Origin of the sequence: Scandinavium sp. UTDF21-P1B, assembly GCF_040750395.1 — a bacterium.
Lineage (GTDB): Bacteria > Pseudomonadota > Gammaproteobacteria > Enterobacterales > Enterobacteriaceae > Scandinavium.
The window spans coordinates 301,406-327,328 of sequence record NZ_JBFLVD010000015.1; the positions used below are offsets into that span (position 1 = coordinate 301,406).

General features: G+C 55.8%; 25 protein-coding genes and 1 other annotated feature. Of the genes, 12 read left to right on the top strand and 13 right to left on the bottom strand.

Features of this window, described 5'->3' with window-relative positions; genetic code table 11:
• Positions 1 to 126 precede the first annotated feature (126 nt).
• From ribA to trpS, 3 genes are all read left to right on the top strand, one after another.
• Positions 127 to 717, top strand: a complete 591-nt coding sequence (gene ribA, locus AB1287_RS13685; protein ID WP_312626638.1) for a GTP cyclohydrolase II — start codon at positions 127 to 129, stop codon at positions 715 to 717.
• Between the two features lie 240 nt (positions 718 to 957).
• Positions 958 to 1,443 carry a C40 family peptidase gene (locus tag AB1287_RS13690; protein WP_435618107.1) on the top strand — a complete coding sequence of 162 codons (486 nt, stop codon included), beginning with the start codon at positions 958 to 960 and terminating at the stop codon, positions 1,441 to 1,443.
• A gap of 214 nt (positions 1,444 to 1,657) precedes the next feature.
• Positions 1,658 to 2,677 (top strand): tryptophan--tRNA ligase, encoded by a 1,020-nt coding sequence (trpS, locus tag AB1287_RS13695; protein ID WP_435618108.1) that lies wholly within the window; start codon positions 1,658 to 1,660, stop codon positions 2,675 to 2,677.
• 30 nt (positions 2,678 to 2,707) lie between these two features.
• On the opposite strand, the gene acnA is transcribed toward trpS, so the two are convergent.
• From acnA to topA, 6 genes are all read right to left on the bottom strand, one after another.
• Entirely contained in the window at positions 2,708 to 5,383 is a 2,676-nt protein-coding gene (acnA, locus tag AB1287_RS13700) for an aconitate hydratase AcnA (protein ID WP_435618109.1), read from the bottom strand.
• Between the two features lie 175 nt (positions 5,384 to 5,558).
• A complete protein-coding gene (ymiC, locus tag AB1287_RS13705) occupies positions 5,559 to 5,657 on the bottom strand; it encodes a small membrane protein YmiC (RefSeq protein WP_312626630.1) in 99 nt (32 codons plus the stop codon).
• Between the two features lie 127 nt (positions 5,658 to 5,784).
• Positions 5,785 to 5,952 (bottom strand): hypothetical protein, encoded by a 168-nt coding sequence (locus AB1287_RS13710; RefSeq protein ID WP_312626628.1) that lies wholly within the window; start codon positions 5,950 to 5,952, stop codon positions 5,785 to 5,787.
• 2 nt (positions 5,953 to 5,954) lie between these two features.
• The gene (locus tag AB1287_RS13715) at positions 5,955 to 6,095 is read right to left on the bottom strand and encodes a YmiA family putative membrane protein (RefSeq protein ID WP_435618110.1); all 141 of its coding nucleotides are present in this window, start codon (positions 6,093 to 6,095) and stop codon (positions 5,955 to 5,957) included.
• Between the two features lie 344 nt (positions 6,096 to 6,439).
• Entirely contained in the window at positions 6,440 to 7,414 is a 975-nt protein-coding gene (gene cysB, locus AB1287_RS13720; protein ID WP_312626624.1) for an HTH-type transcriptional regulator CysB, read from the bottom strand.
• Between the two features lie 194 nt (positions 7,415 to 7,608).
• Complete coding sequence (gene topA, locus AB1287_RS13725; RefSeq protein ID WP_312626622.1) at positions 7,609 to 10,209, bottom strand: type I DNA topoisomerase; 2,601 nt, start codon at positions 10,207 to 10,209, stop codon at positions 7,609 to 7,611.
• Between the two features lie 423 nt (positions 10,210 to 10,632).
• On the opposite strand from topA, the gene AB1287_RS13730 reads away from it, so the two are divergent.
• Entirely contained in the window at positions 10,633 to 10,884 is a 252-nt protein-coding gene (locus tag AB1287_RS13730) for a YciN family protein (protein ID WP_312626620.1), read from the top strand.
• Positions 10,885 to 10,916: 32 nt separating this feature from the next.
• Here the strand turns inward: AB1287_RS13730 and sohB are convergent, their stop codons facing one another.
• On the bottom strand, positions 10,917 to 11,963 hold the full coding sequence (sohB, locus tag AB1287_RS13735) for a protease SohB (protein WP_312626618.1): 1,047 nt from the start codon (positions 11,961 to 11,963) through the stop codon (positions 10,917 to 10,919).
• 262 nt (positions 11,964 to 12,225) lie between these two features.
• On the opposite strand from sohB, the gene AB1287_RS13740 reads away from it, so the two are divergent.
• Together AB1287_RS13740 and cobO are read left to right on the top strand one after the other, a co-directional pair.
• Entirely contained in the window at positions 12,226 to 12,984 is a 759-nt protein-coding gene (locus AB1287_RS13740) for a YciK family oxidoreductase (protein WP_312626616.1), read from the top strand.
• Positions 12,981 to 13,571 (top strand): cob(I)yrinic acid a,c-diamide adenosyltransferase, encoded by a 591-nt coding sequence (gene cobO / locus AB1287_RS13745; RefSeq protein WP_435618111.1) that lies wholly within the window; start codon positions 12,981 to 12,983, stop codon positions 13,569 to 13,571. Before AB1287_RS13740 ends, cobO begins: the two co-directional genes overlap by 4 nt.
• 41 nt (positions 13,572 to 13,612) lie before the next feature.
• On the opposite strand, the gene rluB is transcribed toward cobO, so the two are convergent.
• The 3 genes from rluB to rnm form a co-directional block, all read right to left on the bottom strand.
• The gene (rluB, locus tag AB1287_RS13750) at positions 13,613 to 14,515 is read right to left on the bottom strand and encodes a 23S rRNA pseudouridine(2605) synthase RluB (RefSeq protein ID WP_312626612.1); all 903 of its coding nucleotides are present in this window, start codon (positions 14,513 to 14,515) and stop codon (positions 13,613 to 13,615) included.
• Positions 14,516 to 14,904: 389 nt separating this feature from the next.
• Positions 14,905 to 15,525, bottom strand: coding sequence for an L-threonylcarbamoyladenylate synthase (locus tag AB1287_RS13755; protein WP_312626610.1), 621 nt, complete (start codon positions 15,523 to 15,525; stop codon positions 14,905 to 14,907).
• Entirely contained in the window at positions 15,522 to 16,400 is an 879-nt protein-coding gene (rnm, locus tag AB1287_RS13760) for an RNase RNM (RefSeq protein WP_312626608.1), read from the bottom strand. The genes AB1287_RS13755 and rnm overlap by 4 nt, the downstream gene beginning before the upstream one ends.
• 173 nt (positions 16,401 to 16,573) lie before the next feature.
• Positions 16,574 to 16,668: a sequence feature (Trp leader region), on the top strand.
• A gap of 33 nt (positions 16,669 to 16,701) precedes the next feature.
• Here rnm and AB1287_RS13765 point away from each other — a divergent pair.
• From AB1287_RS13765 to trpA, 5 genes are read left to right on the top strand one after another with little or no spacing between them, the layout of a single operon-like run.
• Complete coding sequence (locus tag AB1287_RS13765; protein ID WP_312626606.1) at positions 16,702 to 18,264, top strand: anthranilate synthase component 1; 1,563 nt, start codon at positions 16,702 to 16,704, stop codon at positions 18,262 to 18,264.
• A complete protein-coding gene (trpD, locus tag AB1287_RS13770) occupies positions 18,264 to 19,859 on the top strand; it encodes a bifunctional anthranilate synthase glutamate amidotransferase component TrpG/anthranilate phosphoribosyltransferase TrpD (protein ID WP_312626604.1) in 1,596 nt (531 codons plus the stop codon). The genes AB1287_RS13765 and trpD overlap by 1 nt, the downstream gene beginning before the upstream one ends.
• Positions 19,860 to 19,862: 3 nt before the next feature.
• Complete coding sequence (trpCF, locus tag AB1287_RS13775) at positions 19,863 to 21,221, top strand: bifunctional indole-3-glycerol-phosphate synthase TrpC/phosphoribosylanthranilate isomerase TrpF (RefSeq protein ID WP_435618112.1); 1,359 nt, start codon at positions 19,863 to 19,865, stop codon at positions 21,219 to 21,221.
• 10 nt (positions 21,222 to 21,231) lie between these two features.
• Complete coding sequence (gene trpB, locus AB1287_RS13780) at positions 21,232 to 22,425, top strand: tryptophan synthase subunit beta (protein ID WP_312626600.1); 1,194 nt, start codon at positions 21,232 to 21,234, stop codon at positions 22,423 to 22,425.
• The gene (trpA, locus tag AB1287_RS13785) at positions 22,425 to 23,234 is read left to right on the top strand and encodes a tryptophan synthase subunit alpha (protein WP_435618113.1); all 810 of its coding nucleotides are present in this window, start codon (positions 22,425 to 22,427) and stop codon (positions 23,232 to 23,234) included. The genes trpB and trpA overlap by 1 nt, the downstream gene beginning before the upstream one ends.
• A gap of 15 nt (positions 23,235 to 23,249) precedes the next feature.
• Here trpA and AB1287_RS13790 read toward each other — a convergent pair whose 3' ends face one another.
• Positions 23,250 to 23,720 (bottom strand): MarR family winged helix-turn-helix transcriptional regulator, encoded by a 471-nt coding sequence (locus AB1287_RS13790; RefSeq protein ID WP_312626596.1) that lies wholly within the window; start codon positions 23,718 to 23,720, stop codon positions 23,250 to 23,252.
• 76 nt (positions 23,721 to 23,796) lie between these two features.
• On the opposite strand from AB1287_RS13790, the gene AB1287_RS13795 reads away from it, so the two are divergent.
• Positions 23,797 to 24,744: a zinc-binding alcohol dehydrogenase family protein gene (locus AB1287_RS13795; protein ID WP_435618114.1), complete on the top strand. Its 948-nt coding sequence runs from the start codon at positions 23,797 to 23,799 to the stop codon at positions 24,742 to 24,744.
• A gap of 153 nt (positions 24,745 to 24,897) precedes the next feature.
• Here the strand turns inward: AB1287_RS13795 and AB1287_RS13800 are convergent, their stop codons facing one another.
• On the bottom strand, positions 24,898 to 25,320 hold the full coding sequence (locus AB1287_RS13800) for a diguanylate cyclase domain-containing protein (RefSeq protein WP_436799839.1): 423 nt from the start codon (positions 25,318 to 25,320) through the stop codon (positions 24,898 to 24,900).
• A gap of 240 nt (positions 25,321 to 25,560) precedes the next feature.
• Complete coding sequence (locus AB1287_RS13805; RefSeq protein ID WP_435618115.1) at positions 25,561 to 25,743, bottom strand: hypothetical protein; 183 nt, start codon at positions 25,741 to 25,743, stop codon at positions 25,561 to 25,563.
• Between the last annotated feature and the right edge of the window lie 180 nt (positions 25,744 to 25,923).

Here is a 25,923-nt window from a genome sequence, read left to right on the forward strand (position 1 = left end):
GGTGAAAGTGCCCGAATTGTGCGCTTAAGCAGCAGACAACCTTCCGCCATTAGGTGAAGTTCCGCCATTGTGGCAAAATAATACGAAACAGAAGGCATTGGGATGCCGAAGAATCTGGAGAATCACATGCAGCTTAAACGTGTGGCAGAAGCCAAACTGCCAACCCCCTGGGGCGATTTCCTGATGGTGGGCTTTGAAGAACTGGCAACCGGGCAGGATCACGTTGCCCTGGTGTTCGGCGATATTTCTGGCAAAACTCCTGTACTGTCGCGCGTTCATTCTGAATGCCTGACCGGCGATGCGCTGTTCAGCCTGCGCTGCGACTGCGGTTTCCAGTTAGAAGCGGCGCTCGCCCACATCGCCGAGGAAGGTCGCGGCATTCTGCTCTATCACCGCCAGGAAGGACGAAACATCGGACTGCTGAATAAAATCCGCGCCTATGCGTTGCAGGATCAGGGCTACGACACCGTGGAAGCCAATCATCAGTTAGGCTTTGCCGCTGACGAACGCGACTTCACGCTTTGCGCAGATATGTTCAAGCTGCTGGGCGTGGACGAAGTGCGCCTGCTGACCAACAACCCGAAAAAAGTAGAGATTCTGACCGAAGCCGGAATCAACATCGTAGAACGCGTGCCGCTGATCGTGGGCCGTAACCCGAAAAACGAACATTACCTCGATACAAAAGCGGCCAAAATGGGCCATTTGCTCGGAGAGTAATCGTCGCGCGGCGCATTTTTATATGCGCCGTTTTCTTGCATTCGTGACGATTTTTGCCTCTTTTACTCCCTCTCGTTTCCTTCCTGTTAACGGCCCGTCGCAATAGTGTTGCTGCGCAAAGAATAGCCATCAGTTCTGTTTGCTTATCCTTCTGTTCAAAAAATAATCAGCTGATACGATATGTTCACGCCTCGCAAGAAGCCCCTTGTGAATGTTTTTTGATTAGCCTGATTTTTCGTTATGTCTTTGCCAAAATACTGTTTCACCACCCTGCTGTTTCTCGTTACTATGCTGTCTGTTTTTTCAGCAAGCGCCCTCAATCTCCCTGATCGTTTCACGACGCCGAAGCCATCAGCCTCTCATCATTTGAAAGCATCCCTGCTTCAGCAATATGCGCTCTGGAAAGGCACGCCATATGATTTTGGCGGCACCCGACGCAGCGGCATCGACTGCTCGGCGCTAATGCAGAAAGTTTTTGCACGGCACATAAGCCTGCCCCGAACCACTCATCAGCAAAAAAAACGGGGTAAGAAAGTCGGAAAACATGAGCTTCGCATCGGCGACCTGGTATTTTTTAAGTCTTCACCTCGCGTACAGCATGTGGGTGTATACATTGGCGATCGCCAGTTTATTCACGCCTCGCAAAAGGCAGGCGTCACCATTTCCCGGCTGGACAATCCCTACTGGGCACCGCGTTATGAGACCGCACGGCGAGTCCTTCAGTAACCTTTTAAACACGGGTTTATTGTCCGGTAGAGACTTTTGCAGTACCGTTAACGCATGAACAGCAAAAACCCTTGCCCTTCTCACCTCTCATTACGTTGGTGGCAGCCTTAACCAAGGCCGCCTGATTTCCCCTTTTCTTTTTTTTATCTCAGGCCGCCGGAAGGCGTCCGCTCTGTCTGCAGAACCGCTTTCTGGCGCACAACAGGAGCTTCTGATGACAGAGTTAACTGAACAATCTCACGTGATCCTCACCGGCGATCGTCCTACCGGCCAGCTGCATTTAGGTCACTATGCCGGCTCGCTGCGCCAGCGCGTCGCCTTGCAAACGCAATACCCTCAGTACATTCTGATCGCCGATTTACAAGGGCTGACCGATAATGGTTCGCAGCCGCAGAAAATCGCCAGCAACGTACTGGAAGTAATGGCCGATTATCTGGCCGTCGGCATCGATCCACTCCATTCGACAATCTGTCTGCAGTCCGCGCTGCCCGTGCTGGCGGAACTGACGATGCTGTATATGAATATCGTTACCGTCTCGCGGGTAGAACGAAATCCCACCGTTAAAAACGAAATTCAACAAAAGGGCTTTTCCCGTTCTCTCCCGACAGGTTTTCTGGTTTATCCGATAAGCCAGGCCGCTGACATTACCGCATTTGGCGCCGACAGGGTGCCCGTAGGAGACGACCAGTTGCCGATGATTGAACAGACCAATGAAATTGTTCAGAAGATGAATAGCCTGCTGGAGAAGCCCGCACTACGCCGCTGCAAGGCGCTGTTGAGTCCGGTCGGCCGCCTGCCGGGTATTGATGGTAATGCCAAAATGTCGAAATCGCTGGGGAACACGCTCACGCTGTCGGCCACTGAGGAAGAGATTCATAAAGCCGTTAGCGCGATGTACACCGATCCACACCATTTGCGCATCAGCGATCCGGGAAACATCGAAGGCAACGTCGTGTTTACCTATCTGGATGCGTTCCACCCCGATAAGGAAAAGATTGCGGCGATGAAAGCGCACTATCAACAGGGCGGCCTGGGCGATCGACAGTGCAAGCTTGAGCTGGAACAATGCCTGCAAACGCTGTTGGCGCCGATTCGCGAACGCCGTAAAGAAGTGATTGCTGATAAAAGTGCGCTGCTGGCGATGCTAAAGCAAGGCAGCGAGAGGGCGCATGAGCGCACGCAAAAGACGCTGCATGCGGTCAAACGTGGGCTGGGATTACCGGTGATGTTCTAAAAAAAGGGCCTGCATGCAGGCCCTTATGTTTTAGTGAAGCATATTGCGGATCACATAATGCAGGATCCCGTCGTTCTGGTAATAGGTCAGCTCTGTCGCGGTATCTATGCGACAGCGGCAGTCAATGACCTCTTGCTTACCGTCAGCGCGGGTCAGCGTAACGGGAACCGTGGCCCCCGGTTTAAGACTCTGTAGGTTGGCGATATCAATCTGCTCTTCGCCCGTTAGCTCCAGCGTTTTACGCGTGACCCCTGATGGGAACTCGAGCGGCAAAATCCCCATTCCAATGAGGTTCGAGCGGTGAATTCGCTCGAAGGATTCGGAGATGACCACCCGCACGCCCAGCAGACGAGGTCCTTTCGCCGCCCAGTCACGGCTGGAGCCAGAGCCGTATTCTTTCCCGGCAATCACCGCCAGCGGCGTGCCCTGCTCCTGATAGCGCATGGCTGCGTCATAAATGGAAATCACCTCTGAACCGGGCAGATGGCGAGTCATACCGCCCTCAACGCCTGGCACCATTTCGTTGCGGATACGGATATTGGCGAAAGTCCCGCGCATCATCACTTCGTGGTTACCGCGCCTTGAACCGTAAGAGTTGAAATCACCCCGCTCGACGCCATGATTTTGCAGATAGCGGCCAGCCGGACTGTCTGGCTTGATACTGCCCGCAGGCGAAATATGATCGGTGGTGACGGAGTCGCCCAGCATCGCGAGGATCCGCGCGCCGTGTATGTCCTCCACCGGATCCGGCTCCGCGCCCATCTCATCAAAGAACGGCGATAAACGAATATAGGTGGAATCCTGCTGCCAGCCGTAAGTGTCCGACTGTTCGGTTTTAATCGCTTTCCACTCCGGCGTGCCTTCAAATACTTCGGCATACTCTTTGTGGAACATCTCGGTCGACACCTCTTCCACCGCCCGGGCGATTTCAGCCCCGCTCGGCCAGATATCTTTGAGGTAAACCGGGTCCCCTTTCTTGTCGTGTCCCAGAGGATCGGTCATCAGGTTGATATTCATATTCCCCGCCAGCGCGTATGCTACCACCAGCGGTGGCGAGGCGAGCCAGTTGGTTTTCACCAGCGGATGAATACGTCCTTCAAAGTTTCGGTTGCCGGAAAGCACCGCGCCAACGGTCAAATCACCTTTTTTAATCGCTGTTTCAATCGGATCGGGCAACGGGCCGGAGTTACCAATACAGGTGGTGCAGCCGTAGCCGACCAGATTGAATCCCAGCTCATCCAGCCAGGGCGTCAGCTTCGCGTGAGCCAGATAGTCGGACACCACCTTCGAGCCAGGCGCAAGCGAGGCTTTTACCCAGGGCTGGCGCTTCAGCCCGAGCTTGACGGCCTTTTTCGCCAGTAGCCCGGCGGCCATGAGTACGCTCGGATTCGAGGTGTTCGTACAGGAGGTGATGGCGGCAATCACCACCGCGCCATCAGGCAGCTGATATTGATGCCCGTTCAGCGTGTAGTCCACCGGGTTCCGGTCTTTTTGAGCGGTGTTCAACTCAAGCTCCTCGCTTTGCGAGAACGCTTTTGGCACATCGCCCAGCGCCACGCGGTCCTGTGGACGTTTTGGCCCGGCCAGGCTCGCTTCAACCTCGCCCATGTCCAGGGCGAGCGTACTGGTAAACACCGGTTCATCGCCGGTATTACGCCACATGCCCTGTGCTTTAGCATAAGCCTCTACCAGTTCAATTTGTTCATCGCTGCGGCCGCTCAGGCGCATGTAGTCGAGGGTGACGCCATCAATCGGGAAGAAGCCACAGGTTGCGCCATATTCCGGCGACATATTGGCAATGGTGGCACGGTCCGCCAGCGGCAGTGAATCCAGTCCATCACCATAAAATTCAACAAACTTGCCCACCACGCCGTGCTTACGCAGCATCTGGGTGACCGTGAGCACGAGGTCAGTGGCGGTAATTCCTTCGCGTAGTTTTCCGGTCAGCTTAAAGCCGACCACATCCGGGATCAGCATCGAAACCGGCTGCCCCAACATAGCGGCTTCCGCTTCAATCCCACCGACGCCCCATCCCAGCACGCCGAGACCGTTAATCATGGTGGTGTGAGAATCCGTGCCGACAAGCGTGTCCGGATACGCGACCCACTTGCCGTTCTGCTGTTCGCTCCATACCGCTTTGCCCAGGTATTCGAGGTTCACCTGGTGGCAGATGCCGGTGCCTGGCGGCACCACGCTAAAGCGACTGAACGCCTGCTGGCCCCAGCGGAGGAAAACATAACGTTCGTGGTTGCGCTCCATTTCCAGACGCACGTTTTCGCCGAACGCATCATCATCGCCGAAATGGTCAACGGTCACGGAATGGTCGATAACCAGATCGACGGGGGAAAGCGGGTTCACTTTGGCGGTATCGCCACCGAGACGTTTCACCGCCTCGCGCATTGCTGCCAGATCGACCACCGCCGGAACGCCGGTAAAGTCCTGCATCAGCACACGGGCAGGCCTGTAGGCAATTTCACGGTCGGCATGGGCATTTTTCAGCCATCCGGCCAGGGCATGAATATCTTCTTCGGTGACGGAATCACCGTCCTGCCAGCGCAGCAGGTTTTCGAGCAGGACTTTAAGCGATTTGGGCAGGCGAGAAATATCGCCCAGGGTTTTTGCGGCGAGCGGCAGGCTGTAATAGTGGTACGTTTTGGTTTTGGCCTGTAGCGTGTCCTGGCTCGCTTCTCGTAGGGTTGACGACATAGCTCCTCCTTAATGACAGGGAATTGCGATACCCCGACTCTCCTCAGGGTCTGTCTTTAAAGATAACACACGCGCAACGTAACGTTTTGATAACAACCCAAATCGCTAAAAAGCTGAAGGTTCTTTACAAGGCAAAAAAGAAAACCCGACGAGGATTGTCGGGTTTATCAGAGGTTCACTGAAGGACCATCCAGACCAGCTGGCACCAGAAAAGGAGAGAAAGTGAAAACGCCCCAATCCATGACCAGTATTTCACGTTGCGGTTCGTATTCATTATTTAATACCCATAATTATTCATTTTAACTGCCTGAGCAGGCAGCCGGATTATTGCTGTGGTGTATTTATTAACGAGTACAAAACCCAAAATACAGACCGAAAGTTAACAACCTGACGACATCGAATTAGCGTTTTTTAGCGTCGTTATCATCAAAGGAATCAATAAAAGCCTGCTGCTGCGCTGTCAGTTTCCAGGACTCCGGCACCGCCGTTTTGCCTTTTTTACGGACCCGTGGTTTGTCACCAGACTGACATGTTGGCTTCACGGAGACGTTCTGGCCTGACACCGCCATAGTTACCCCCAAAATTTCCAGATGAGCATGGCCACGACTATCCAGAACAGCGCGGAGCCCAGGAATACCGCCCGCCAGGCTTTTCGCTTCAGCTCAGGATCCCTCTGCGGTTCATCTCGTCCTGACGGCATTGCTAACCTCATACAATCGGCATCACTTATCGTTTGGCACCGAACAATCGGTACAATTAATAATCATTGAGATAAATCCTAATAAAAAACGCCCTAAAAATCCAGAGATTTTATGAATCGTCGCGGGTGAGATCCTGAATCTTTGACGGAAAATAAATAATTGGTAAACAAAATTTGCGTAGCGGCAAAATAGTTTCTACTTTTGCCTTCATTTCACAGCATATAAACATTCAGACAGGCTAAAAACGCAGAGGTGAAAAAAGCGAGAAATGCAAATGAGGGGGATTTTAATTTCCATTAAGTGATCGGTTTCACGATATCCCCGACACCGGGGATACCATTAATACCGGCAGGGATTATTTCTCTGGCAATTTAATATCTTTAAACATCGCTTCAATATCTTCATTCGAACGCAACGCCACGGCGGCGTCGACCACATCACGCGTCAGGTGCGGCGCAAAGCGCTGAATGAAATCATACATATAGCTACGCAGGAACGTGCTACGGCGGAAACCAATTTTCGTGGTGCTGTGGCTGAAGATGTCGCCCGCTTCAAGCTTAATCAGATCCGGGTCGGAAACAGGATCAACCGCCATGCTGGCAATCACCCCTACCCCTAATCCCAGACGCACATAGGTTTTAATCACATCGGCATCGGTAGCGGTAAAGACGATGCGTGGCGTCAGCCCTGCGCGGTTAAAGGCGGTGTCCAGCTCAGAACGTCCGGTAAAACCAAAGGTATAGGTAACAAGTGGATACTGCGCCAGCTCTTCAATCGTTACGGAACCTTTGCCCGCCAGCGGGTGATCCGGTGTGACTACGATCGAACGGTTCCAGTGGTAGCAAGGCAGCATCACCAGATCGTCATAGAGATGCAACGCTTCAGTGGCGATGGCGAAGTCGGCATTGCCTTTGGAAACCGCCTCAGCAATTTGCGTGGGCGACCCCTGATGCATATGCAACGAAACGCGCGGATAGCGTTCAATAAAACCTTTAATGACGCCCGGCAGCGCATAACGGGCCTGGGTGTGGGTCGTCGCCACGTACAGCGATCCTTTGTCCGGCCAGGTGTGCTCGCCGGCAACCGACTTAATCGCATCCACTTTGGAAAGCACTTCCCTGGCAATACGAATAATTTCCTGACCGGCTGGCGTCACCTGCGTCAGGTGCTTGCCGCTTCGCGCGAATATCTGGATACCCAGCTCATCCTCGAGCATACGAACCTGCTTACTGATGCCCGGCTGAGAGGTATAGAGCCCTTCAGCGGTCGAGGAGACGTTGAGGTTATGGTTCACAACCTCAACGATATAACGGAGTTGCTGTAGTTTCATGACCGGTATCCGATATGCGTATGGCGCTGATGCCTAATACGATTTAATAATAAGAAAGTGGTTAACTATAACCACTATATCATTTATACCGGATGTGTATAGATGCGAAGAAAAAATAATAACGTGGGGTTTTATCGCAAAAGAAAGGGCCGCAGTGCGGCCCTTCAGAGGAGACTTATCGTCACGAAAATGCGTTACTTTTTCGCCACTTCCTGCCATTTGCCGTCGATGAAGAAGGCAGACCAGCCGGTTGCTTTTCCGTCTTTCTCCGAAGCCACATACTGCTGCTTGGTTTTACGGCTGAAGCGAACCATGGTTTTGTTCCCCTGCGAATCTTCCTGCGGCGCATCTGCAAGATAGCGCAGTTTTTCCGGCAGGCGATCGCGGAAGCGATACAGCTCCTCCACCAGCGGCGCGCGGGTTTCACGCGATTTCGGGAAGGTGTTCGCGGCCAGGAACACGCCCGCAGCACCGTCGCGCAGCACGAAATACGCGTCTGATTTTTCACACGGCAGCTCAGGCAATGGAACCGGATCTTCCTTCGGCGGAGCCACTTCACCGTTACGCAGGATCTTACGGGTATTTTTACACTCGTCGTTGGTGCAGGCCATGTACTTGCCGAAACGCCCCATTTTCAGGTGCATTTCAGAGCCGCACTTTTCACACTCAACGATCGGGCCGTCATAACCTTTGATGCGGAACTCGCCCTCTTCGATTTCGTAGCCATCGCAGGTCGGGTTATTACCACAGACGTGCAGCTTGCGCTTCGGATCGATCAGGTAGCTGTCCATCGCCGTGCCGCACTTGGCGCAACGGCGCTTGGCGCGCAGCGCGTTGGTTTCCGCGTCGTCGCCTTCCAGCACGTTCAGCACTTCGTTTTCCGGCACCAGGTTAATGGTGGTTTTGCAGCGCTCTTTCGGCGGCAGCGCATAGCCAGAACAGCCGAGGAACACGCCGGTGCTGGCGGTACGAATCCCCATTTTACGACCGCAGGTCGGGCAGTCGATGCTGGTCAGGATCATCGGGTTAGGCTGCATGCCGCCCTCTTCCGGATCCTTATCTGCCGTTTCCAGCTGACGCGTAAAATCGCCGAAGAAATCGTTCAGCACCGCTTTCCACTCGGCCTGATGGTTTGCCACCTTATCGAGGCTGTTTTCCATCTGCGCGGTGAAGTCGTAGTTCATCAGCTCGCGGAAGTTTTCTTCCAGGCGATCGGTGACGATTTCACCCATTTTTTCGGCGTAGAAACGGCGGTTTTCAACGCGAACATAGCCACGATCCTGAATGGTCGAAATGATCGACGCATAGGTGGACGGACGGCCAATCCCACGTTTTTCAAGCTCTTTGACCAGTGATGCTTCGCTGAAGCGCGCCGGCGGTTTGGTAAAGTGCTGAGCTGGCAGCAGTTCAACCAGCGCCAGATCGTCGCCTTTTTTCACCGGAGGCAGCGTGCGGTCTTCATCACCTTTGCGCAGCGCAGGCATGACTTTCGTCCAGCCGTCGAAGCGCAGCGTGCGACCGCGAGCCTTCAGTTTGAAATCACCCGCGCCTACGGTAAGCGTGGTGGAATCGTACTGGGCTGGCGTCATCTGACAGGCCACGAACTGACGCCAGATCAGCTGATACAGCTTCTGCGCATCCGCTTCCATGTCCTTCAGTGATTCCGCCAGCACGGCAACGTCGGAAGGACGAATTGCTTCGTGCGCTTCCTGAGAGTTCTCTTTGCTCGCGTACTGGTTTGCATTTTCCGGCAGGTATTTCTTGCCGAAGTTGTCGCTGATGTACCCACGAACCATATTCACCGCGTCCTGGCTCAGGTTAGTGGAGTCAGTACGCATATAGGTGATGTAACCCGCTTCATAGAGACGCTGGGCCATCATCATGGTTTTCTTCACGCCGTAGCCAAGACGGGTACTTGCCGCCTGCTGCAGCGTGGAGGTGATAAACGGCGCGCCCGGCTTGCTGCTGGTTGGCTTGTCTTCACGCTCCAGCACGCTGTAGCGCGCTTTTTCAAGCAGGCTGACCGCGGCCATGGTTTCGTCACGGGTGACCGGACGGAACGGCTTGTCGTGATGGTGGCTGACTTCCAGCGGCAGCGCTTCGCCTGACGGCGTCGTGGTATTGGCGTCGATTTCCCAGAACTCTTCCGGTACAAACGCTTTAATTTCACGTTCACGTTCGACAACCAGACGTACCGCAACGGACTGCACGCGGCCAGCGGACAGACCACGAGCAATTTTTTTCCACAGCAGTGGCGACACCATGTACCCGACCACGCGGTCGACAAAACGACGCGCCTGCTGAGCGTTAACACGGTCGATATTCAGTTCGCCCGGCGTATCAAACGCCTGACGAATAGCATTCTTGGTTATCTCGTTAAACACCACGCGACTGTAGCGTGAGTCATCACCACCGATCACTTCCCGCAGGTGCCATGCAATGGCTTCCCCTTCGCGGTCAAGGTCGGTTGCGAGATAAATGTGGTCAGCTTTTTCAGCTAACTGTTTGAGTTCCGCGACCACCTTTTCTTTACCCGGCAGCACTTCATACTGGGCAGCCCAGCCGTGCCACGGATCCACGCCCATACGGTTTACCAGGGCGCCGCGCTCATCTTTCTTCGGCTTTTTGGCCGGTTTGGTGGCGGTGGCGTCAGCGCTTTTTTTGCTTGCTGAACCGCTGGTCGGCAGATCGCGGATATGACCGACGCTGGATTTCACCACGTAGTCATTGCCAAGGTATTTATTGATCGTTTTGGCTTTTGCCGGGGACTCAACGATAACGAGAGCTTTACCCATATTCACCTTTACCTAATTTGATTCTTCCAGAAATACGCGTCCGCCTCGGGGTGTGGCGCATATATCGCACTTGAATTCACCTTCCACTGGCGACGAACCTAATCTGGTGGCGGCGTCAATGGAGTTCAACCCTCTGGTCTGCATCGGCCCCAGAAGCCGGAGGCAGCACGTTGAGATTGCTGGCTAATTCCAGCCAGGTGGTACACCACGAAGAATATTCGGTCGAATGTCAAGCAAATCTGTTGCCAGAATGCGAAAGCGTCACACTGTACCTGATAAAATCCGTTACGCAACTTTATTAGCATGCAAAAGTGATTCCCGCCAGCAGACACTCCGCCGGGAAGTCCTTGTGATTTTCAGGGAAAATTTGCCCACGTTGCGCGCCCGGCGTAGACTATCGCCAGTGTTTTAGAGGAGTCAGAGATGCAAGAAACATCCCAACCTATCGATCGCCAGTCCCTGCTGGCCGAAGCCAACCGTCTCATCCGTGAACATGAAGATACCATGAAAGGCATTGAGGCCACCGGCGTCACCCAGCGCAACGGCGTGCTGGTATTCAGCGGTGAGTTCTATCTCGATGAACAGGGCTTACCGACGCCGAAAAGTACCGCCGTCTTCAATATGTTCAAGTATCTGGCCCATCAGCTGTCTGAAAAGTACCACCTGATCGATTAAAAAAATGCGAGGCCCAGGCCTCGCATTCTTTTTTACATCATGGGTTTCTGCCCACGCTGCCACCAGCGCATCAGCAGGTGGTCGGCGCTTTGTGCCGCGCTGCCGGTAAAACGATCCATCAACTTCTTGCGTTGCAGATAGCGCACGTTCAGCACTTCATGGCTCTCCATCAGCCCCAGCAGCAGATCGTCGCTGGTGCCAATTTCATCCACCAGCCCTTTCGCTTTCGCCTGTTGGCCGTACCAGTGTTCGCCCGTTGCTACCTCGTCGATATCCAGCTGTGGACGCATCTGATGTACAAAATCTTTAAACAGCAGATGGGTTTCATTAAGATCTTCACGGAATTTCTGCCGTCCTTCTTCCGTGTTTTCCCCCAGCAGCGTCAGCGTGCGCTTGTACTGCCCGGCGGTGTGCAGCTCAATATCAATGTCTTTGCTCTTCAGGAAACGATTGAAGTTCGGGATCTGCGCCACAACGCCAATAGAGCCGATAATCGCAAACGGCGCAGAGACAATTTTATTCCCCACGCACGCCATCATGTAGCCACCGCTGGCCGCTACTTTATCGACGGCAATAGTCAGCGGGATGTTTTTTTCCCGCAGACGCTGAAGCTGAGACGCCGCCAGGCCGTAGCCGTGTACCACCCCACCAGGACTTTCTAAGCGAATCACCACCTGATCCTGAGGCTTGACGACCGCGAGCACCGCCGTTACTTCTTCACGGAGCCCGGTGACCTCGTGAGCATCCATGCTGCCTTTAAAATCGAGTACCCAGGCCTTCGGTTTCTCTTGCGGATCTTTCAGGGCTTTCTTTGCATTCGCCTTCGCCGTTTTCGCTTCAAGCTTGTGCTTCTTCTTTTGCGCCTTGTGCCAGAGCTTTTGCTGTGGTCCGTCGAGCAGAGCCACGCTCATCTCTTCCTGCATCTCTTTATAGTGTTCACTGAGGTTGGTGATCCGCAGCTCCCCTCGCTGCCGCTTACGTTGGGTAAGATTCACGATTAGCGTGGCAACCACCGCTATCGCAACTACAACCGTGGCGATTTTCGCCAAAAACAACCCGTATTGAGCAAGTAATTCCACGCTTCCACCTTGAAAAGAATCACACAGTTATCGCGCACAGTGTACAACAGCCCTGACGGTGCGTCTCCCGCCTGAATTGTACGATGCGAGCGCGCTTCCCGTTTTTTTCTCCACTGATGAAATGATTGCAAAATGTTAATTATGAACATGCTTTCCGCATGGCTGATTGAAATAGGTCGCCGTTTAGGGCATAAAGCCGAAAAGCGAACAAACAGAAGCAGAACAGCGACGTGGCGCGTTTGAGCACCACAGGAGAGAGTCCGTGCATTATCAACCTCAGCGCGATTTGCTACAAAATCGCATCATTCTTGTTACCGGTGCCAGCGATGGCATCGGCCGTGAAGCCGCCCTGACCTACTCGCGCTACGGCGCCCGAGTCATTTTACTTGGCCGTAATGAAGATAAGCTGCGGGCCGTCGCCCGCGAAATTGAGCAGGAAAGCGGCACGGTGCCGTACTGGTTCCTGCTCGACCTGCTGACCTGCACGCCGGAAGAGTGTCAACAGCTGGCGCAAAAAATCAGCATCCATACGCCACGGCTCGACGGCGTGCTGCATAACGCCGGCCTTTTAGGTGACGTGGCGCCAATGGATCAGCAGAAAATCGACGTCTGGCAGGACGTCATGCAGGTCAACGTCAACGGCACCTTTATGCTGACCCAGGCGCTGCTTCCTTTATTACTTCGTTCAGATTCCGGCTCGCTGGTCTTTACGTCCTCAAGCGTCGGCCAGCAGGGGCGCGCCAACTGGGGGGCTTACGCCGTCTCTAAATTCGCCACCGAAGGCATGATGCAGGTGCTGGCGGAGGAGTATCAGGGTCAGCTTCGCGTCAACTGCATTAACCCGGGCGGCACCCGCACCGGCATGCGCGCCAGCGCGTTCCCTACAGAAGATCCGCAGAAGCTGAAAACCCCTGCCGACATTATGCCGCTCTACCTGTGGCTGATGGGCGACGACAGCCGCCGCAAAACCGGGATGACTTTTGATGCTCAGCCGGGCCGCAAACCAGGTATTGCGCAATGAGTGATGAAAGACATCGCGAGCGTCAGCAGCGACTAAAAGAGAAAGTCGATGCCCGCGTCGCGGAAGCCCGGCAGGAACGCGGGATCCTGCTGGTGCTCACCGGCAACGGAAAAGGGAAAACCACTGCGGCATTTGGCACCGCCACCCGCGCAGTCGGCCACGGTAAAAAAGTTGGCGTGATCCAGTTTATCAAGGGCGAATGGCCAAACGGCGAGCGCAACCTGCTGGAGCCGCACGGCGTCGAATTTCAGGTGATGGCGACAGGATTTACCTGGGACACGCAGGACAAAGCGGGCGATACCGCCGCCTGTCTCGCCGTCTGGCAGCACGCAAAACGGATGCTGATGGATGAAACCCTGGATCTGGTCATTCTCGACGAACTGACCTACATGGTGGCATATGACTATTTGCCGCTGCAGGAGGTGCTCACAGCGCTCGAGCAGCGTCCACGCCAGCAGACGGTCATTGTCACGGGCCGCGGCTGCCACAGGGATATTCTGGAGATGGCCGATACGGTGAGTGAGTTACGTCCGGTGAAGCACGCATTTGACGCAGGCATCAAGGCGCAGATCGGCATCGACTACTGACAAAAAAGGCCCCTGAGGGGCCTTTTTGCATCGAACGGCGGTTATGAACCGCTGCCGTTATTACGGCTGCTGGAGCGACGAGCCCCACCGCTTTTCGCCGGTTTACCGCTCACCTGCGTATGGCGTTTCACCGCACGCCGAATCTGATTCGCCTTCATGCGACGACGGTCTTTTTCCACCGCCACTTTTGATTCGGTTTCAGGCTTCAGTTCCACCAGTTCACGCAGGTAGTTAGTCTGCGCCAGATCCAGCTCGGTGTAACCGCCGCGCGGAAGGCCTTTTGGCAGTGGAATATCGCCATAGCGAACGCGAATCAGACGGCTCACCTGCACGCCAACGGCTTCCCACAGACGACGGACTTCACGGTTACGGCCTTCGGTCAGGGTGACGTTGTACCATTGGTTGATACCTTCACCGCCGGTGAATTTAATCGTTTTGAACGCCGCCGGACCATCTTCCAGCTGCACGCCGCGTGAGAGCTGTTTCACTTTGTTGTCGTCAACTTCGCCAAACACGCGCACGGCGTATTCACGCTCAACTTCGCGGCTTGGGTGCATCAGACGGTTTGCCAGCTCGCCGTCGGTGGTGAACAGCAGTAAACCGCAGGTGTTCACGTCCAGACGCCCGACGGCAATCCAGCGCGCACCGCGCAGTTTTGGCAGACGATCGAACACCGTTGGGCGCCCTTCCGGATCGCTGCGGGTACACAGCTCACCTTCCGGTTTGTAGTACGCCAGCACGCGGCAAATCTGCTCCACGGACTCTTTGACGGAGATAAGATGACCGTCGATACGAATTTTAAGACCCGGGATCACTTCAACGCGATCGCCCAGCGTGGCTACTTTGCCATCGACGCTGACGCGACCTGCCTGAATCATGGTTTCGATTTCACGGCGGGAGCCGTGGCCGGCACGAGCCAGCACTTTCTGTAATTTCTCGCTCATCGAGCATCCTTAAGGTGTCGCCTTCCCAGGCGTCTGGTATACATGCAAAATCAACACGTTAGCGAAAACTGAACCTGTCGACAGAGTGATTCTTGCGCCGTCAGCGGCGTGTTTTCACCCGCCCGGCGTTGCGTGACCGCACATAATACATGAATTTTCGGTGAAAAGGTTCATCTCATTAGCGCTGGATATCGCCACACGCGCTCCGACAGCGCTTTTTCGCGCCGCCAGATTAAACGGCTCTGTTTTCCTGACATCCAGGGATAACGCTCAAAGAGCGGATTGACCGCAGCAGCAACGTTTTGGGCTCAGGACTTCATCAGATGACGGAAGCGCTTCGCTGGCGCTACAGGGTGAAACGGAGTGGCACAAGGTACCACTCGCAAAGATTACAGGAACGGTTTCACGTCGCCCACGCCTTCGCGCAGCACCACCGGAGAATCTTCGGTAATGTCGATAACCGTGGTGGGCTGCTGGCCGAGATAGCCGCCGTGAATGATCAGATCTACCTGCTTCTCGAGTCGGTCTTTGATCTCTTCCGGATCGGATTCGGTGAATTCACTGCCCGGCAGCATCAGGGACGTGGAGAGCATGGGTTCACCAAGCGCTTCCAGCAGCATCTGGGCAATCGGGTTTGACGGTACGCGCATGCCGATGGTTTTGCGTTTTTCCTGCAACAGACGGCGCGGCACCTCTTTGGTGCCTTTGAGAATAAACGTGTAGTTACCCGGCGTGTTGTTCTTGATCAGCCTGAAGGCCACGTTGTCCACATAGGCATAGGTCGACAGCTCCGACAGGTCACGACACATCAGGGTGAAGTTGTGGCCGTCCGGCAACTGGCGGATACGGCAGATCCGCTCCATCGCGCCCTTGTCTTCAATTTTACAGCCAAGCGCATAGCCAGAATCCGTGGGATAGACGATAACGCCGCCTTTACGCACGATTTCCACCGCCTGGTTGATCAGGCGCTGCTGCGGGTTTTCCGGGTGAATATAAAAAAACTGACTCATACTTCCTCTCGTTTATCCTGGGGCGCTTCCCAGCTCTGCCACACGCCTTCCGCCCCGGCGGGAAGCCACAGCTTCCGGCCAAGTTCGATCCACGGGCAAGGCTGATGAAAATCAGACCCCTGTGACGCCAGTAATCCATACTGACGTGCATAAGCGGCAAGCTGCGTTCGCTCGTGGGGAGCCTGCTGGCACTGGGCGACCTCCATGGCGTCGCCACCGCATTCACTGAAGAACGCCAGCAGTCTTTTCAGCCACTTGGCGGAGAGCTGGTAGCGTCCCGGATGGGCAATCACCGCTTTACCACCAGAATGGTGAATCACATCAATAGCTTGATCTATTGTACACCACTGTGGCGGAACGTATCCGGTTTTACCGCGGGCGAGGTATTTTTTAAAGACGTCGTTGAAGTTGCTGGCCTTGCCCGCTTCAACCAGGAAACGGGCAAAATGGCCGCGCGTGACCACGCCGCCGTCGGCAAACGCCAGCGCGCCTTCCCATGCGCCGGGGATCTGCGCTTTTTCCAGTCGTTCAGCAATCAGCTTCGCGCGCTGCTGGCGACGTTCAGTCTGCTGCGCCAGAAACGCAGTCATTGCCGGATGCCCGATATCAATGTTCAGCCCAACGATGTGGATCTCATGATTTTCCCAGACGGTCGAAATCTCCACGCCTGAAATTAAATTCAGCGGCAGCCCCGCGCGGGCGATTTCAGCCCGGGCGGCAGGAATGGCCGCTACGGTATCATGATCGGTTATCGCAAGCGTACCCACGCGCATTGAAGCCGCACGGTGCACCAGCGCTTCGGGCGTCAGGCGTCCATCGGAGGCGGTTGTGTGGCTGTGCAGGTCGTAAATCAGGGCGTAGGGATGGTCGCTCAAAATCACTCCGGAGTTCAGTTATGCAATCAGGTCAGGCTTATGTCGGCGTCCATCATAGCCGTTGTGAATGAATTTCTGAAATCAGGGGTTGACTTTACCCTCTCGGACTAGTTAACTAGTACACAAGTTCACACAACGAGGTATCTGCGATGACCCACTTTACCGTTACTTTTCATAGCTGGTGGCGTACAACCTGAAATCGGGCTGTACGATCGCGTCTGCACAAGACCAACAGATACCAGGCCCGCCAGTGAGCGGGCTTTTTTTTGAACCACAGATAACAGATTGAGCGAGAACAAGAATGCAAAACTCAACACCGAAACTCGAGCTTCTGACCAGTGACGCCATCTATCGCGAAAATCCGACGGCGCTGTTCCACCAGCTGTGCGGCGCGCGTCCGGCGACGCTGTTGCTGGAGTCCGCAGATATCGACAGCAAAGATGATTTGAAAAGCCTGCTGTTAGTCGACAGTGCACTGCGCATTACCGCTTTAGGTGACACCGTCACCATTCAGGCTCTCTCTGACAACGGCGCAGCCCTGTTGGATTTGCTTGATGTTGCCCTGCCCGCAGGCGTGGAGAACCAACGCCAGCCGAATGGCCGTATCCTTCATTTCCCGGCGGTGAGCACGCTGCTGGATGAAGACGCTCGCCTTTGCTCATTGTCCGTTTTTGATGCCTTTCGCCTGTTGCAAACGCTGGTAACGGTGCCGGAAACCGAACGCGAAGCGATGTTCTTCGGTGGCCTGTTTGCTTATGATCTGGTCGCAGGCTTCGAAGATTTACCTCAGTTAGACAGCGACACCGCCTGCCCGGATTACTGCTTCTACCTGGCCGAAACGCTGCTGGTTATCGACCACCAGACCAAATCCTCCCGCATTCAGGCAAGCCTCTTTACCCCGCTGGAAGCGGAAAAGCAGCGCCTGACCCAGCGCCTGGCGCAAATTCGTCAGCAGATGAACGAACCGCCAATGCCGCTGCCGGTTACACGGGTAGAGAAAATGCACACCGAGGTGAACCAGAGCGACGACGAGTTCGGTGCCGTGGTGCGCAAAATGCAGCGCGCGATTCGCGCCGGGGAAATTTTCCAGGTCGTGCCTTCCCGCCGCTTCTCGCTGCCTTGCCCTTCGCCGCTGGCGGCCTACGACGTGCTGAAGAAAAGTAACCCGAGCCCGTACATGTTCTTTATGCAGGATAACGACTTCAGCCTGTTCGGTGCCTCGCCGGAAAGCTCGCTGAAATACGATGCCGGCAACCGCCAGATTGAAATTTACCCGATTGCCGGTACGCGTCCGCGCGGCCGCCGGGCCGACGGTTCTCTCGACCGCGACCTCGACAGCCGTATCGAGCTGGAAATGCGTACCGATCAGAAAGAGATGTCGGAGCACCTGATGCTGGTTGACCTGGCGCGTAACGATCTGGCGCGTATTTGTACGCCGGGCAGCCGCTACGTGGCAGACCTCACCAAAGTGGACCGCTACTCCTTCGTGATGCATCTGGTCTCCCGCGTGGTGGGCGAGCTGCGCCAGGATCTGGATGTGCTGCACGCCTATCGCGCCTGCATGAATATGGGCACGCTGAGCGGCGCACCGAAAGTACGCGCGATGCAGCTGATTGCAGCCGCCGAAGGCAAACGCCGTGGCAGCTACGGTGGTGCGGTGGGCTACTTCACCGCTCACGGCGACCTTGATACCTGCATCGTGATCCGCTCTGCCTTTGTTGAAAACGGCATTGCCACCGTCCAGGCCGGTGCTGGCGTGGTGCTTGACTCCGTACCGCAGTCCGAAGCCGATGAAACCCGTAATAAAGCTCGCGCGGTGCTGCGCGCCATTGCTCAGGCCCACCACGCAGAGGAGATTTTCTGATGGCTGACATTCTGCTGCTCGACAATATTGATTCCTTTACCTACAACCTGGCCGACCAGCTGCGCGCCAGCGGGCATAACGTGGTCATCTACCGCAACCATGTACCGGCACAGACGCTGATTGAACGTCTGGCCACCATGGATAACCCGGTGTTGATGCTCTCACCGGGTCCGGGTGCGCCATCTGAAGCAGGCTGCATGCCAGAGCTTCTGACCCGCATGCGCGGCAAGCTGCCTATCATCGGCATCTGCCTCGGCCATCAGGCGATTGTTGAAGCCTACGGCGGCTACGTCGGTCAGGCAGGTGAGATCCTCCACGGCAAAGCCTCCAGCATTGAACACGACGGTCAGGCAATGTTCGCCGGGCTCGCCAATCCGCTGCCGGTTGCGCGCTATCACTCGCTGGTCGGCAGCAATATTCCGGCTGGGCTGACGATCAACGCCAGCTTTAACGGCATGGTGATGGCCGTCCGTCACGATGCCGATCGCGTGGTTGGCTTCCAGTTCCATCCGGAATCTATTCTGACCAGCCACGGTGCACGCCTGCTGGAACAGACTCTGGAATGGGCTCTGAAAAAGCTGGAGCCGGCCAATCTGCTGCAGCCGATTCTGGAAAAGCTGTATCAGGCGCAAACCCTGACCCAGCAGGAAAGCCACCAGCTCTTCTCCGCCGTTGTGCGTGGTGAGGTGAAGCCGGAGCAGCTGGCCGCCGCGCTGGTCAGCATGAAAGTGCGTGGTGAACAGCCGCAGGAAATTGCCGGGGCCGCCACCGCGCTGCTGGAAAACGCCGCGCCGTTCCCGCGCCCTGAATATGCGTTTGCCGATATTGTCGGCACCGGCGGCGACGGCAGCAACAGCATCAATATCTCTACCGCCAGCGCCTTTGTGGCGGCGGCCTGTGGAATGAAAGTGGCGAAACACGGCAACCGCAGCGTATCGAGCAAGTCCGGTTCCTCCGATTTACTCGCGGCCTTCGGCATTAATCTGGACATGAACGCCGATAAATCCCGGGAAGCGCTGGATGAGCTTGGCGTCTGCTTCCTGTTCGCGCCGAAATACCACACCGGATTCCGCCACGCGATGCCGGTTCGTCAGCAGCTGAAAACCCGCACGCTGTTCAACGTGCTCGGGCCGCTGATCAACCCAGCGCACCCACCGCTGGCGCTGATTGGCGTCTACAGCCCGGAGCTGGTGCTGCCGATAGCTGAAACCCTGCGCGTGCTCGGCTATCAGCGTGCCGCCGTGGTACACAGCGGCGGAATGGATGAAGTTTCCCTGCATGCACCAACCGTGGTGGCGGAACTGAAAGACGGCGAAATTCACAGCTATCAGCTGACCGCCGAGGACTTTGGCCTGACGCCATATCGTCAGGAGCAGCTGGCAGGCGGCACCCCGGAAGAAAACCGTGACATTCTTTCCCGTTTACTCCAGGGTAAAGGTGAGAGTGCCCACGAGGCCGCAGTCTCTGCCAACGTCGCCATGCTGATGCGCCTTCACGGCCATGAAGATTTAAAAGCCAACGTGAAAAAGGTAATGGATGTCCTGCACAGCGGTGCAGCCTACGATCGCGTAACCGCATTAGCAGCAAGAGGATAAGAAATGCAGACCGTTTTAGCCAAAATCGTTGCCGATAAGCGTATCTGGGTCGAAGCCCGCAAAGCGCAGCAACCATTAGCCAGCTTCCAGAATGAGATTCAGCCGAGCCAGCGCCATTTCTATGATGCGCTACAGGGTGCACGCACCGCATTCATCCTCGAATGCAAAAAAGCGTCACCGTCAAAAGGCGTCATTCGTGAAGATTTTGACCCGGCGCGTATCGCCGGGGTGTACAAACATTATGCGTCCGCTATCTCCGTGCTGACGGACGAGAAATATTTCCAGGGCAGCTTCGATTTTCTGCCCATCGTCAGCCAAATCGCGCCGCAGCCGATTCTGTGCAAAGACTTTATCGTCGATCCGTATCAGATTTACCTGGCCCGCTACTATCAGGCCGATGCCTGCCTGCTGATGCTGTCGGTGCTGAATGATGACGAATATCGTCAGCTCTCAGCCGTGGCGCACAGCCTGAGCATGGGCGTGCTGACGGAAGTCAGTAATGAAGAAGAGCTGGAGCGCGCTATTGCGCTCGGCGCAAAAGTCGTCGGCATCAATAACCGCGACCTGCGCGATCTCTCTATCGATCTCAATCGTACCCGCCAGCTCGCCCCGCGTTTGGGCGCAGGCGTCACGGTGATCAGCGAATCCGGCATTAACACCTATGGTCAGGTCCGTGAACTGAGTCATTTCGCCAACGGCTTCCTGATTGGCTCAGCGATGATGGCGCACGACGATCTTAATGCTGCCGTGCGTCGCGTGCTGCTTGGCGAAAACAAAGTATGCGGGCTGACGCGCAGCCAGGATGCGCAGGCCGCCTTCGAGTCTGGCGCTCTTTATGGCGGGCTGATTTTTGTGCCTTCCTCTCCCCGCTACGTCAATGAAGCGCAGGCCCGCGACGTCATCAACAGCGCACCGCTAAGCTACGTTGGCGTGTTCCGGGATACTGACCTGGCGGATATCGTCGCCAAAGCAGAAAGCCTGAAGCTGGCGGCGGTACAGCTGCACGGCAATGAAGATCAGGCGTATATCGACGCGCTTCGCGTTGCCCTGCCTGAGAACGTGCAAATATGGAAAGCGCTGAGCGTAAAAGAGACGCTGCCTGCCCGCACGCTGAATCATGTCGACAAATACGTGTTCGACAACGGCCAGGGCGGCACAGGCCAAAGCTTCGACTGGTCACTGCTGAATGGACAGGACTTAAGCAACGTCCTGCTGGCAGGTGGCCTTAGCCCGGATAATTGTGTGGCAGCGGCGAAAAGCGGCTGCGCGGGGCTCGATTTCAATTCAGGCGTAGAATCTGAACCGGGTATCAAAGACGCCGGCAAGCTGGCCTCGGTTTTTCAGACGCTGCGTGCATATTAAGGAAATGGACATGAAGACATTACTGAACCCCTATTTTGGTGAATTTGGCGGCATGTACGTGCCGCAGATCCTGATGCCCGCCCTGCGCCAGCTGGAAGAAGCGTTCGTAAGCGCGCAGAAAGATCCTGAGTTCCAGACCCAGTTTACCGATTTACTGAAGAACTATGCGGGTCGTCCGACCGCGCTGACCAAATGCCAGAACCTGACCGCAGGCACCAAAACCACGCTGTACCTTAAGCGTGAAGATCTTCTCCACGGTGGCGCGCATAAAACCAACCAGGTGTTGGGCCAGGCGCTGCTGGCGAAGCGCATGGGCAAAACTGAAATCATCGCCGAAACCGGCGCAGGCCAGCACGGCGTAGCCTCCGCCCTGGCGAGCGCCCTGCTCGGTCTGAAATGCCGCATCTATATGGGCGCAAAAGACGTTGAGCGCCAGTCGCCAAACGTGTTCCGTATGCGTCTGATGGGCGCGGAAGTGATCCCGGTACACAGCGGCTCCGCCACGCTGAAAGATGCCTGTAACGAAGCGCTGCGTGACTGGTCCGGCAGCTACGAAACCGCGCATTATATGCTCGGCACCGCAGCAGGCCCTCACCCGTTCCCGACCATCGTGCGTGAATTCCAGCGCATGATCGGCGAAGAAACCAAAGTGCAGATTCAGGAAAAAGAAGGCCGTCTGCCGGATGCGGTTATCGCTTGCGTCGGCGGCGGATCCAACGCCATCGGCATGTTTGCGGACTTTATTGATGAAACCTCCGTCGGCCTGATCGGCGTAGAGCCCGCCGGACACGGCATCGAAACTGGCGAGCACGGCGCGCCGCTTAAGCACGGTCGCGTTGGCATCTATTTCGGCATGAAATCGCCGATGATGCAGACCGATGAAGGCCAGATTGAAGAATCTTATTCCATTTCGGCGGGCCTGGATTTCCCGTCCGTTGGGCCACAGCACGCGTTTTTGAACAGCACGGGCCGTGCGGACTACGTCTCTGTCACCGACAACGAAGCGCTGGACGCCTTTAAGGCGCTCTGCCGCCATGAAGGGATCATCCCGGCGCTGGAGTCTTCCCACGCCCTCGCTCACGCGCTGAAAATGATGCGCGAAAATCCGGATAAAGAGCAGCTGCTGGTGGTTAACCTTTCCGGCCGCGGCGATAAAGACATCTTCACCGTACATGACATCCTGAAAGCACGAGGGGAAATCTGATGGAACGCTATGACAACCTGTTTGCTGAGCTGAAAAACCGCAAGGAAGGCGCGTTTGTTCCCTTCGTGACGCTGGGCGATCCCAACCCGGAACAGTCGCTAAAAATCATTGATACGCTGATTGAAGCAGGCGCAGATGCCCTGGAGCTCGGTATTCCCTTCTCCGATCCGCTGGCCGACGGCCCGACCATTCAAAGCGCTACGCTGCGTGCGTTCGCCTCGGGCGTTACCGTGACCCAGTGTTTCGAAATGTTGGCGGCGATTCGCCAGAAGCACCCGACCATGCCGATTGGCCTGCTGATGTATGCCAATCTGGTCTTCAGCCGCGGCATCGATCGCTTCTATGCCGAATGCGAGCGCGTGGGCGTGGATTCCGTTCTGGTGGCAGATGTGCCGGTGGAAGAGTCTGCCGAATTCCGCCAGGCGGCGATGCGCCATAACGTGGCACCGATTTTCATCTGCCCGCCGAACGCAGATGATGAACTGCTGCGCCAGATTGCGTCCCACGGTCGCGGTTATACCTACCTGCTTTCCCGTGCAGGCGTAACGGGGGCGGAAAACAAGGCTGCGCTGCCGCTGCATCATCTGATTGAGAAGCTGAGTGAATACCATGCCGCCCCGCCGTTGCAGGGCTTTGGCATTTCCGCGCCAGATCAGGTGACCGCCGCCATTGGCGCGGGTGCCGCAGGCGCAATTTCCGGTTCGGCTATCGTCAAAATTATCGAGAAGAACGTCGATAATCACCCGGCAATGCTGGCAGAGCTGAAAACGTTCGTGCAGAACATGAAAGCCGCGACCCGCAGCGCATAACATTCCGCCGTCTGGCTAGCAGTCAGACGGCGTTTTTCCCTTCACGCTTTCCGCATATTGCCTTACCAGACGAAATAACGCCTTCACGTCTTCCTCCGGCCACTCGGCAAAAATTGCATTCATCAGCTTTTGTCTTGCGCCGTCAATCGCGTTCGTCAGCGCTTTACCCTGCTCTGAGAGCGTCACTTCGCTGATACGCTTGTCCCGTTCGGCAGGCTGCTTTAGCGCCAGCCCCTGCTCCTGCAACTTCTTCACCTGACGACTGACCGTGGTGTAGTCGCGCCCGAGGCTGTCCGCCAGTTCCACCACGCCCACCGGCCCATAGCGGCCAATTGTGACCAATAGCGGAAACAGCACCTGATCCAGCTTGACGTCTGCCGCCGCCAGCAGCGTTTCATCGCGCTTCGGCTGATTCATCACGCTCAGGATGTCGAGCAACGCGCCGTGAAAATCCGTCACGTCATATTGTTTATGTGCATATTGCATATAATTTCTCTTCGGCGTAGAGTGGCCTTATCAATTATGTGCATTTTACACGTAAAACCGATTAAGGAGAAACAGGATGAAAGCAGCCGTAGTATTTGCTCCCTCACAGGGGCCGGTTTATGCCGATTTTGCTGAACCGGTTGCCGCTGAAAATCAGCAGTTGATTCAGGTTACCGCGTCGGCAATCAGCCACGTGGTGAAAAGCCGGGCATCCGGTAAGCATTACAGTTTTGACGGCACGCTCCCGTTTATCGCCGGGATCGACGGCACTGGCGTCACCCGGGACGGTCAGCGCGTTTATTTCGTATTCCCGCCAACGCCCTGGGGCAGCATGGCGCAGCTTGCGCCTGTCGATGTTGCTCATTGCCTGCCGCTGCCGGACGGGCTGGATGATGCCACCGCTGCGGCAATGGCAAATCCTGGTATGTCGGCCTGGGCCGCGCTGGTTAACCGTGCTGGCTTTAAGGCAGGTGAAACCGTGTTGATAAACGGTGCGACGGGCAGCGCCGGACGGTTAGCGGTACAAATCGCCCGCCATCTTGGCGCTAAAAAGATCATCGCCACCGGGCGTAACCCACAGGCACTGGCCTCGCTCAACGCCGATGCCACCGTTTTGCTGACCGAAGATGAAAGCGTGCTGGCGCAAACCCTCGCGACACATGCCGCCGGGCAAATTGACGTGGTCATTGATTATCTGTGGGGCCGCAGCGCCGAACTGCTGCTGAAGGCGCTGGCAAAACATGTGCCGGGTACAACTCCCGTGCGCTATGTCCAGGTGGGTTCGCTCTCCGGGCAGGAGATTACGCTGCCGGGCGCCGTGCTGCGATCCTCCCCCATTCAGCTGATGGGCAGCGGGATTGGGAGCCTTTCCCTGCCCGCGCTGGTAAAAGCCACCGGCGAGATGCTCAATGCGGCGGTAGCAGGCAGCTTTTCCATCGCCCACCGCACGGCGCTGCTGGCCGACGTTGCGGAGGTCTGGCCACTGGATGACAGCCAGAATCGTACCGTTTTCCAGATTGGCTAACATCCCCAGAAAAGAAGGGGTTGAACTTCTTAATGAGAAGCATTATCTTTCTCAACACCGAGTAATTGAGCAAATCACTCAGGTATTCGGTACGACATTGCTCACATTGCTTCCAGTATTGTTTGCCCGCCTTGCGCGGGCTTTTTTTGCCTCTCAGAACTGTACCTGATTCACGTTCAGTGCCCTGTCTACAAACATGCAGCGATTTCTTCCGCTCTGTTTTCCGCGATACATAGCGCAATCTGCCCGCTCCAGCACCCGATGCAGCGTTTCGCCCTGATGGGCTCGCGTCAGTCCTGAGGTGACGGTTATCGACAGCTGCTCTGCGCCAAATCGGATGCGGTGTGCCGCAATGGCTTCGTTAATGCGCAACCCTGCGTGACAGGCGTCCCGGTCGTTTCTTGCCTTCAGCAGCGTGATGAACTCCTCACCGCCAAAACGGTACGAAGGCTCATAGCTACGGGTGCATTCACGCAGCTTTAACGCCAGTGCACGCAGCACCGCATCGCCCGTCATGTGTCCCCAGGTATCGTTCACCTGCTTGAAATGATCGACGTCGGTGATCAGCACATACACGTTGTCGCCGTTTTCTTCGGGAAGATGGCTGTCGAAGGATTCATCAAGAATGCGGCATCTGTTGCAGCTCCGTCAGCGCATCGTAGCCGCTGCAAAGCTTGCTTGAAGACATCAAAGAGAGCCAGCTTAACGTCGCCATCGACGATGGAGGTGACCAGCTCACGGCAGACGTTATGCGTCTCTTCATGGCGCTGATGTATGGCCAGTACGAATCCCCCTGTCGTCGGAGTTTTCGCTCAGCTAACCGTTGATCCAGCTACCGAAAGCACAAAGATTATGCGACGCCTGGCGAGTAATGGCTGGCTGTTCCCTGTCACGCACTGAAATATAGCTGAATACCTCCACCAGCCACTGATAATGCGCCTCAACGGCCTGGTTCAAATCACCAATCAGTTTATCGATTTCATTGAGTTTTTTGCTCATGGAACCTCCTGTTCCGTTCGCTGATATGCCCCCTGAGGGTAGCAGGCAAAACTTACAGAAACGTAAAGCGCAGGCAAATCAGACGATCCGCTGAGCAATAATGAATACGGGAAAGACAGCGAAGCAAAAAACGACGACGGCGTTGTCGACGTCGGGAAAATTATCGATTGAGGTCCGTGT

What these genes read in the sequence shown, in the direction of transcription:
- ribA (WP_312626638.1), top strand. Translation starts at nt 127, where the DNA reads ATGCAGCTTAAACGTGTGGCAGAAGCCAAACTGCCAACCCCCTGGGGC.
- AB1287_RS13690 (WP_435618107.1), top strand. Translation starts at nt 958, where the DNA reads ATGTCTTTGCCAAAATACTGTTTCACCACCCTGCTGTTTCTCGTTACT.
- trpS (WP_435618108.1), top strand. Translation starts at nt 1,658, where the DNA reads ATGACAGAGTTAACTGAACAATCTCACGTGATCCTCACCGGCGATCGT.
- acnA (WP_435618109.1), bottom strand. Translation starts at nt 5,383, where the DNA reads ATGTCGTCAACCCTACGAGAAGCGAGCCAGGACACGCTACAGGCCAAA.
- ymiC (WP_312626630.1), bottom strand. Translation starts at nt 5,657, where the DNA reads ATGAATACGAACCGCAACGTGAAATACTGGTCATGGATTGGGGCGTTT.
- AB1287_RS13710 (WP_312626628.1), bottom strand. Translation starts at nt 5,952, where the DNA reads ATGGCGGTGTCAGGCCAGAACGTCTCCGTGAAGCCAACATGTCAGTCT.
- AB1287_RS13715 (WP_435618110.1), bottom strand. Translation starts at nt 6,095, where the DNA reads ATGAGGTTAGCAATGCCGTCAGGACGAGATGAACCGCAGAGGGATCCT.
- cysB (WP_312626624.1), bottom strand. Translation starts at nt 7,414, where the DNA reads ATGAAACTACAGCAACTCCGTTATATCGTTGAGGTTGTGAACCATAAC.
- topA (WP_312626622.1), bottom strand. Translation starts at nt 10,209, where the DNA reads ATGGGTAAAGCTCTCGTTATCGTTGAGTCCCCGGCAAAAGCCAAAACG.
- AB1287_RS13730 (WP_312626620.1), top strand. Translation starts at nt 10,633, where the DNA reads ATGCAAGAAACATCCCAACCTATCGATCGCCAGTCCCTGCTGGCCGAA.
- cobO (WP_435618111.1), top strand. Translation starts at nt 12,981, where the DNA reads ATGAGTGATGAAAGACATCGCGAGCGTCAGCAGCGACTAAAAGAGAAA.
- rluB (WP_312626612.1), bottom strand. Translation starts at nt 14,515, where the DNA reads ATGAGCGAGAAATTACAGAAAGTGCTGGCTCGTGCCGGCCACGGCTCC.
- AB1287_RS13755 (WP_312626610.1), bottom strand. Translation starts at nt 15,525, where the DNA reads ATGAGTCAGTTTTTTTATATTCACCCGGAAAACCCGCAGCAGCGCCTG.
- AB1287_RS13765 (WP_312626606.1), top strand. Translation starts at nt 16,702, where the DNA reads ATGCAAAACTCAACACCGAAACTCGAGCTTCTGACCAGTGACGCCATC.
- trpD (WP_312626604.1), top strand. Translation starts at nt 18,264, where the DNA reads ATGGCTGACATTCTGCTGCTCGACAATATTGATTCCTTTACCTACAAC.
- trpCF (WP_435618112.1), top strand. Translation starts at nt 19,863, where the DNA reads ATGCAGACCGTTTTAGCCAAAATCGTTGCCGATAAGCGTATCTGGGTC.
- trpB (WP_312626600.1), top strand. Translation starts at nt 21,232, where the DNA reads ATGAAGACATTACTGAACCCCTATTTTGGTGAATTTGGCGGCATGTAC.
- trpA (WP_435618113.1), top strand. Translation starts at nt 22,425, where the DNA reads ATGGAACGCTATGACAACCTGTTTGCTGAGCTGAAAAACCGCAAGGAA.
- AB1287_RS13790 (WP_312626596.1), bottom strand. Translation starts at nt 23,720, where the DNA reads ATGCAATATGCACATAAACAATATGACGTGACGGATTTTCACGGCGCG.
- AB1287_RS13795 (WP_435618114.1), top strand. Translation starts at nt 23,797, where the DNA reads ATGAAAGCAGCCGTAGTATTTGCTCCCTCACAGGGGCCGGTTTATGCC.
- AB1287_RS13805 (WP_435618115.1), bottom strand. Translation starts at nt 25,743, where the DNA reads ATGAGCAAAAAACTCAATGAAATCGATAAACTGATTGGTGATTTGAAC.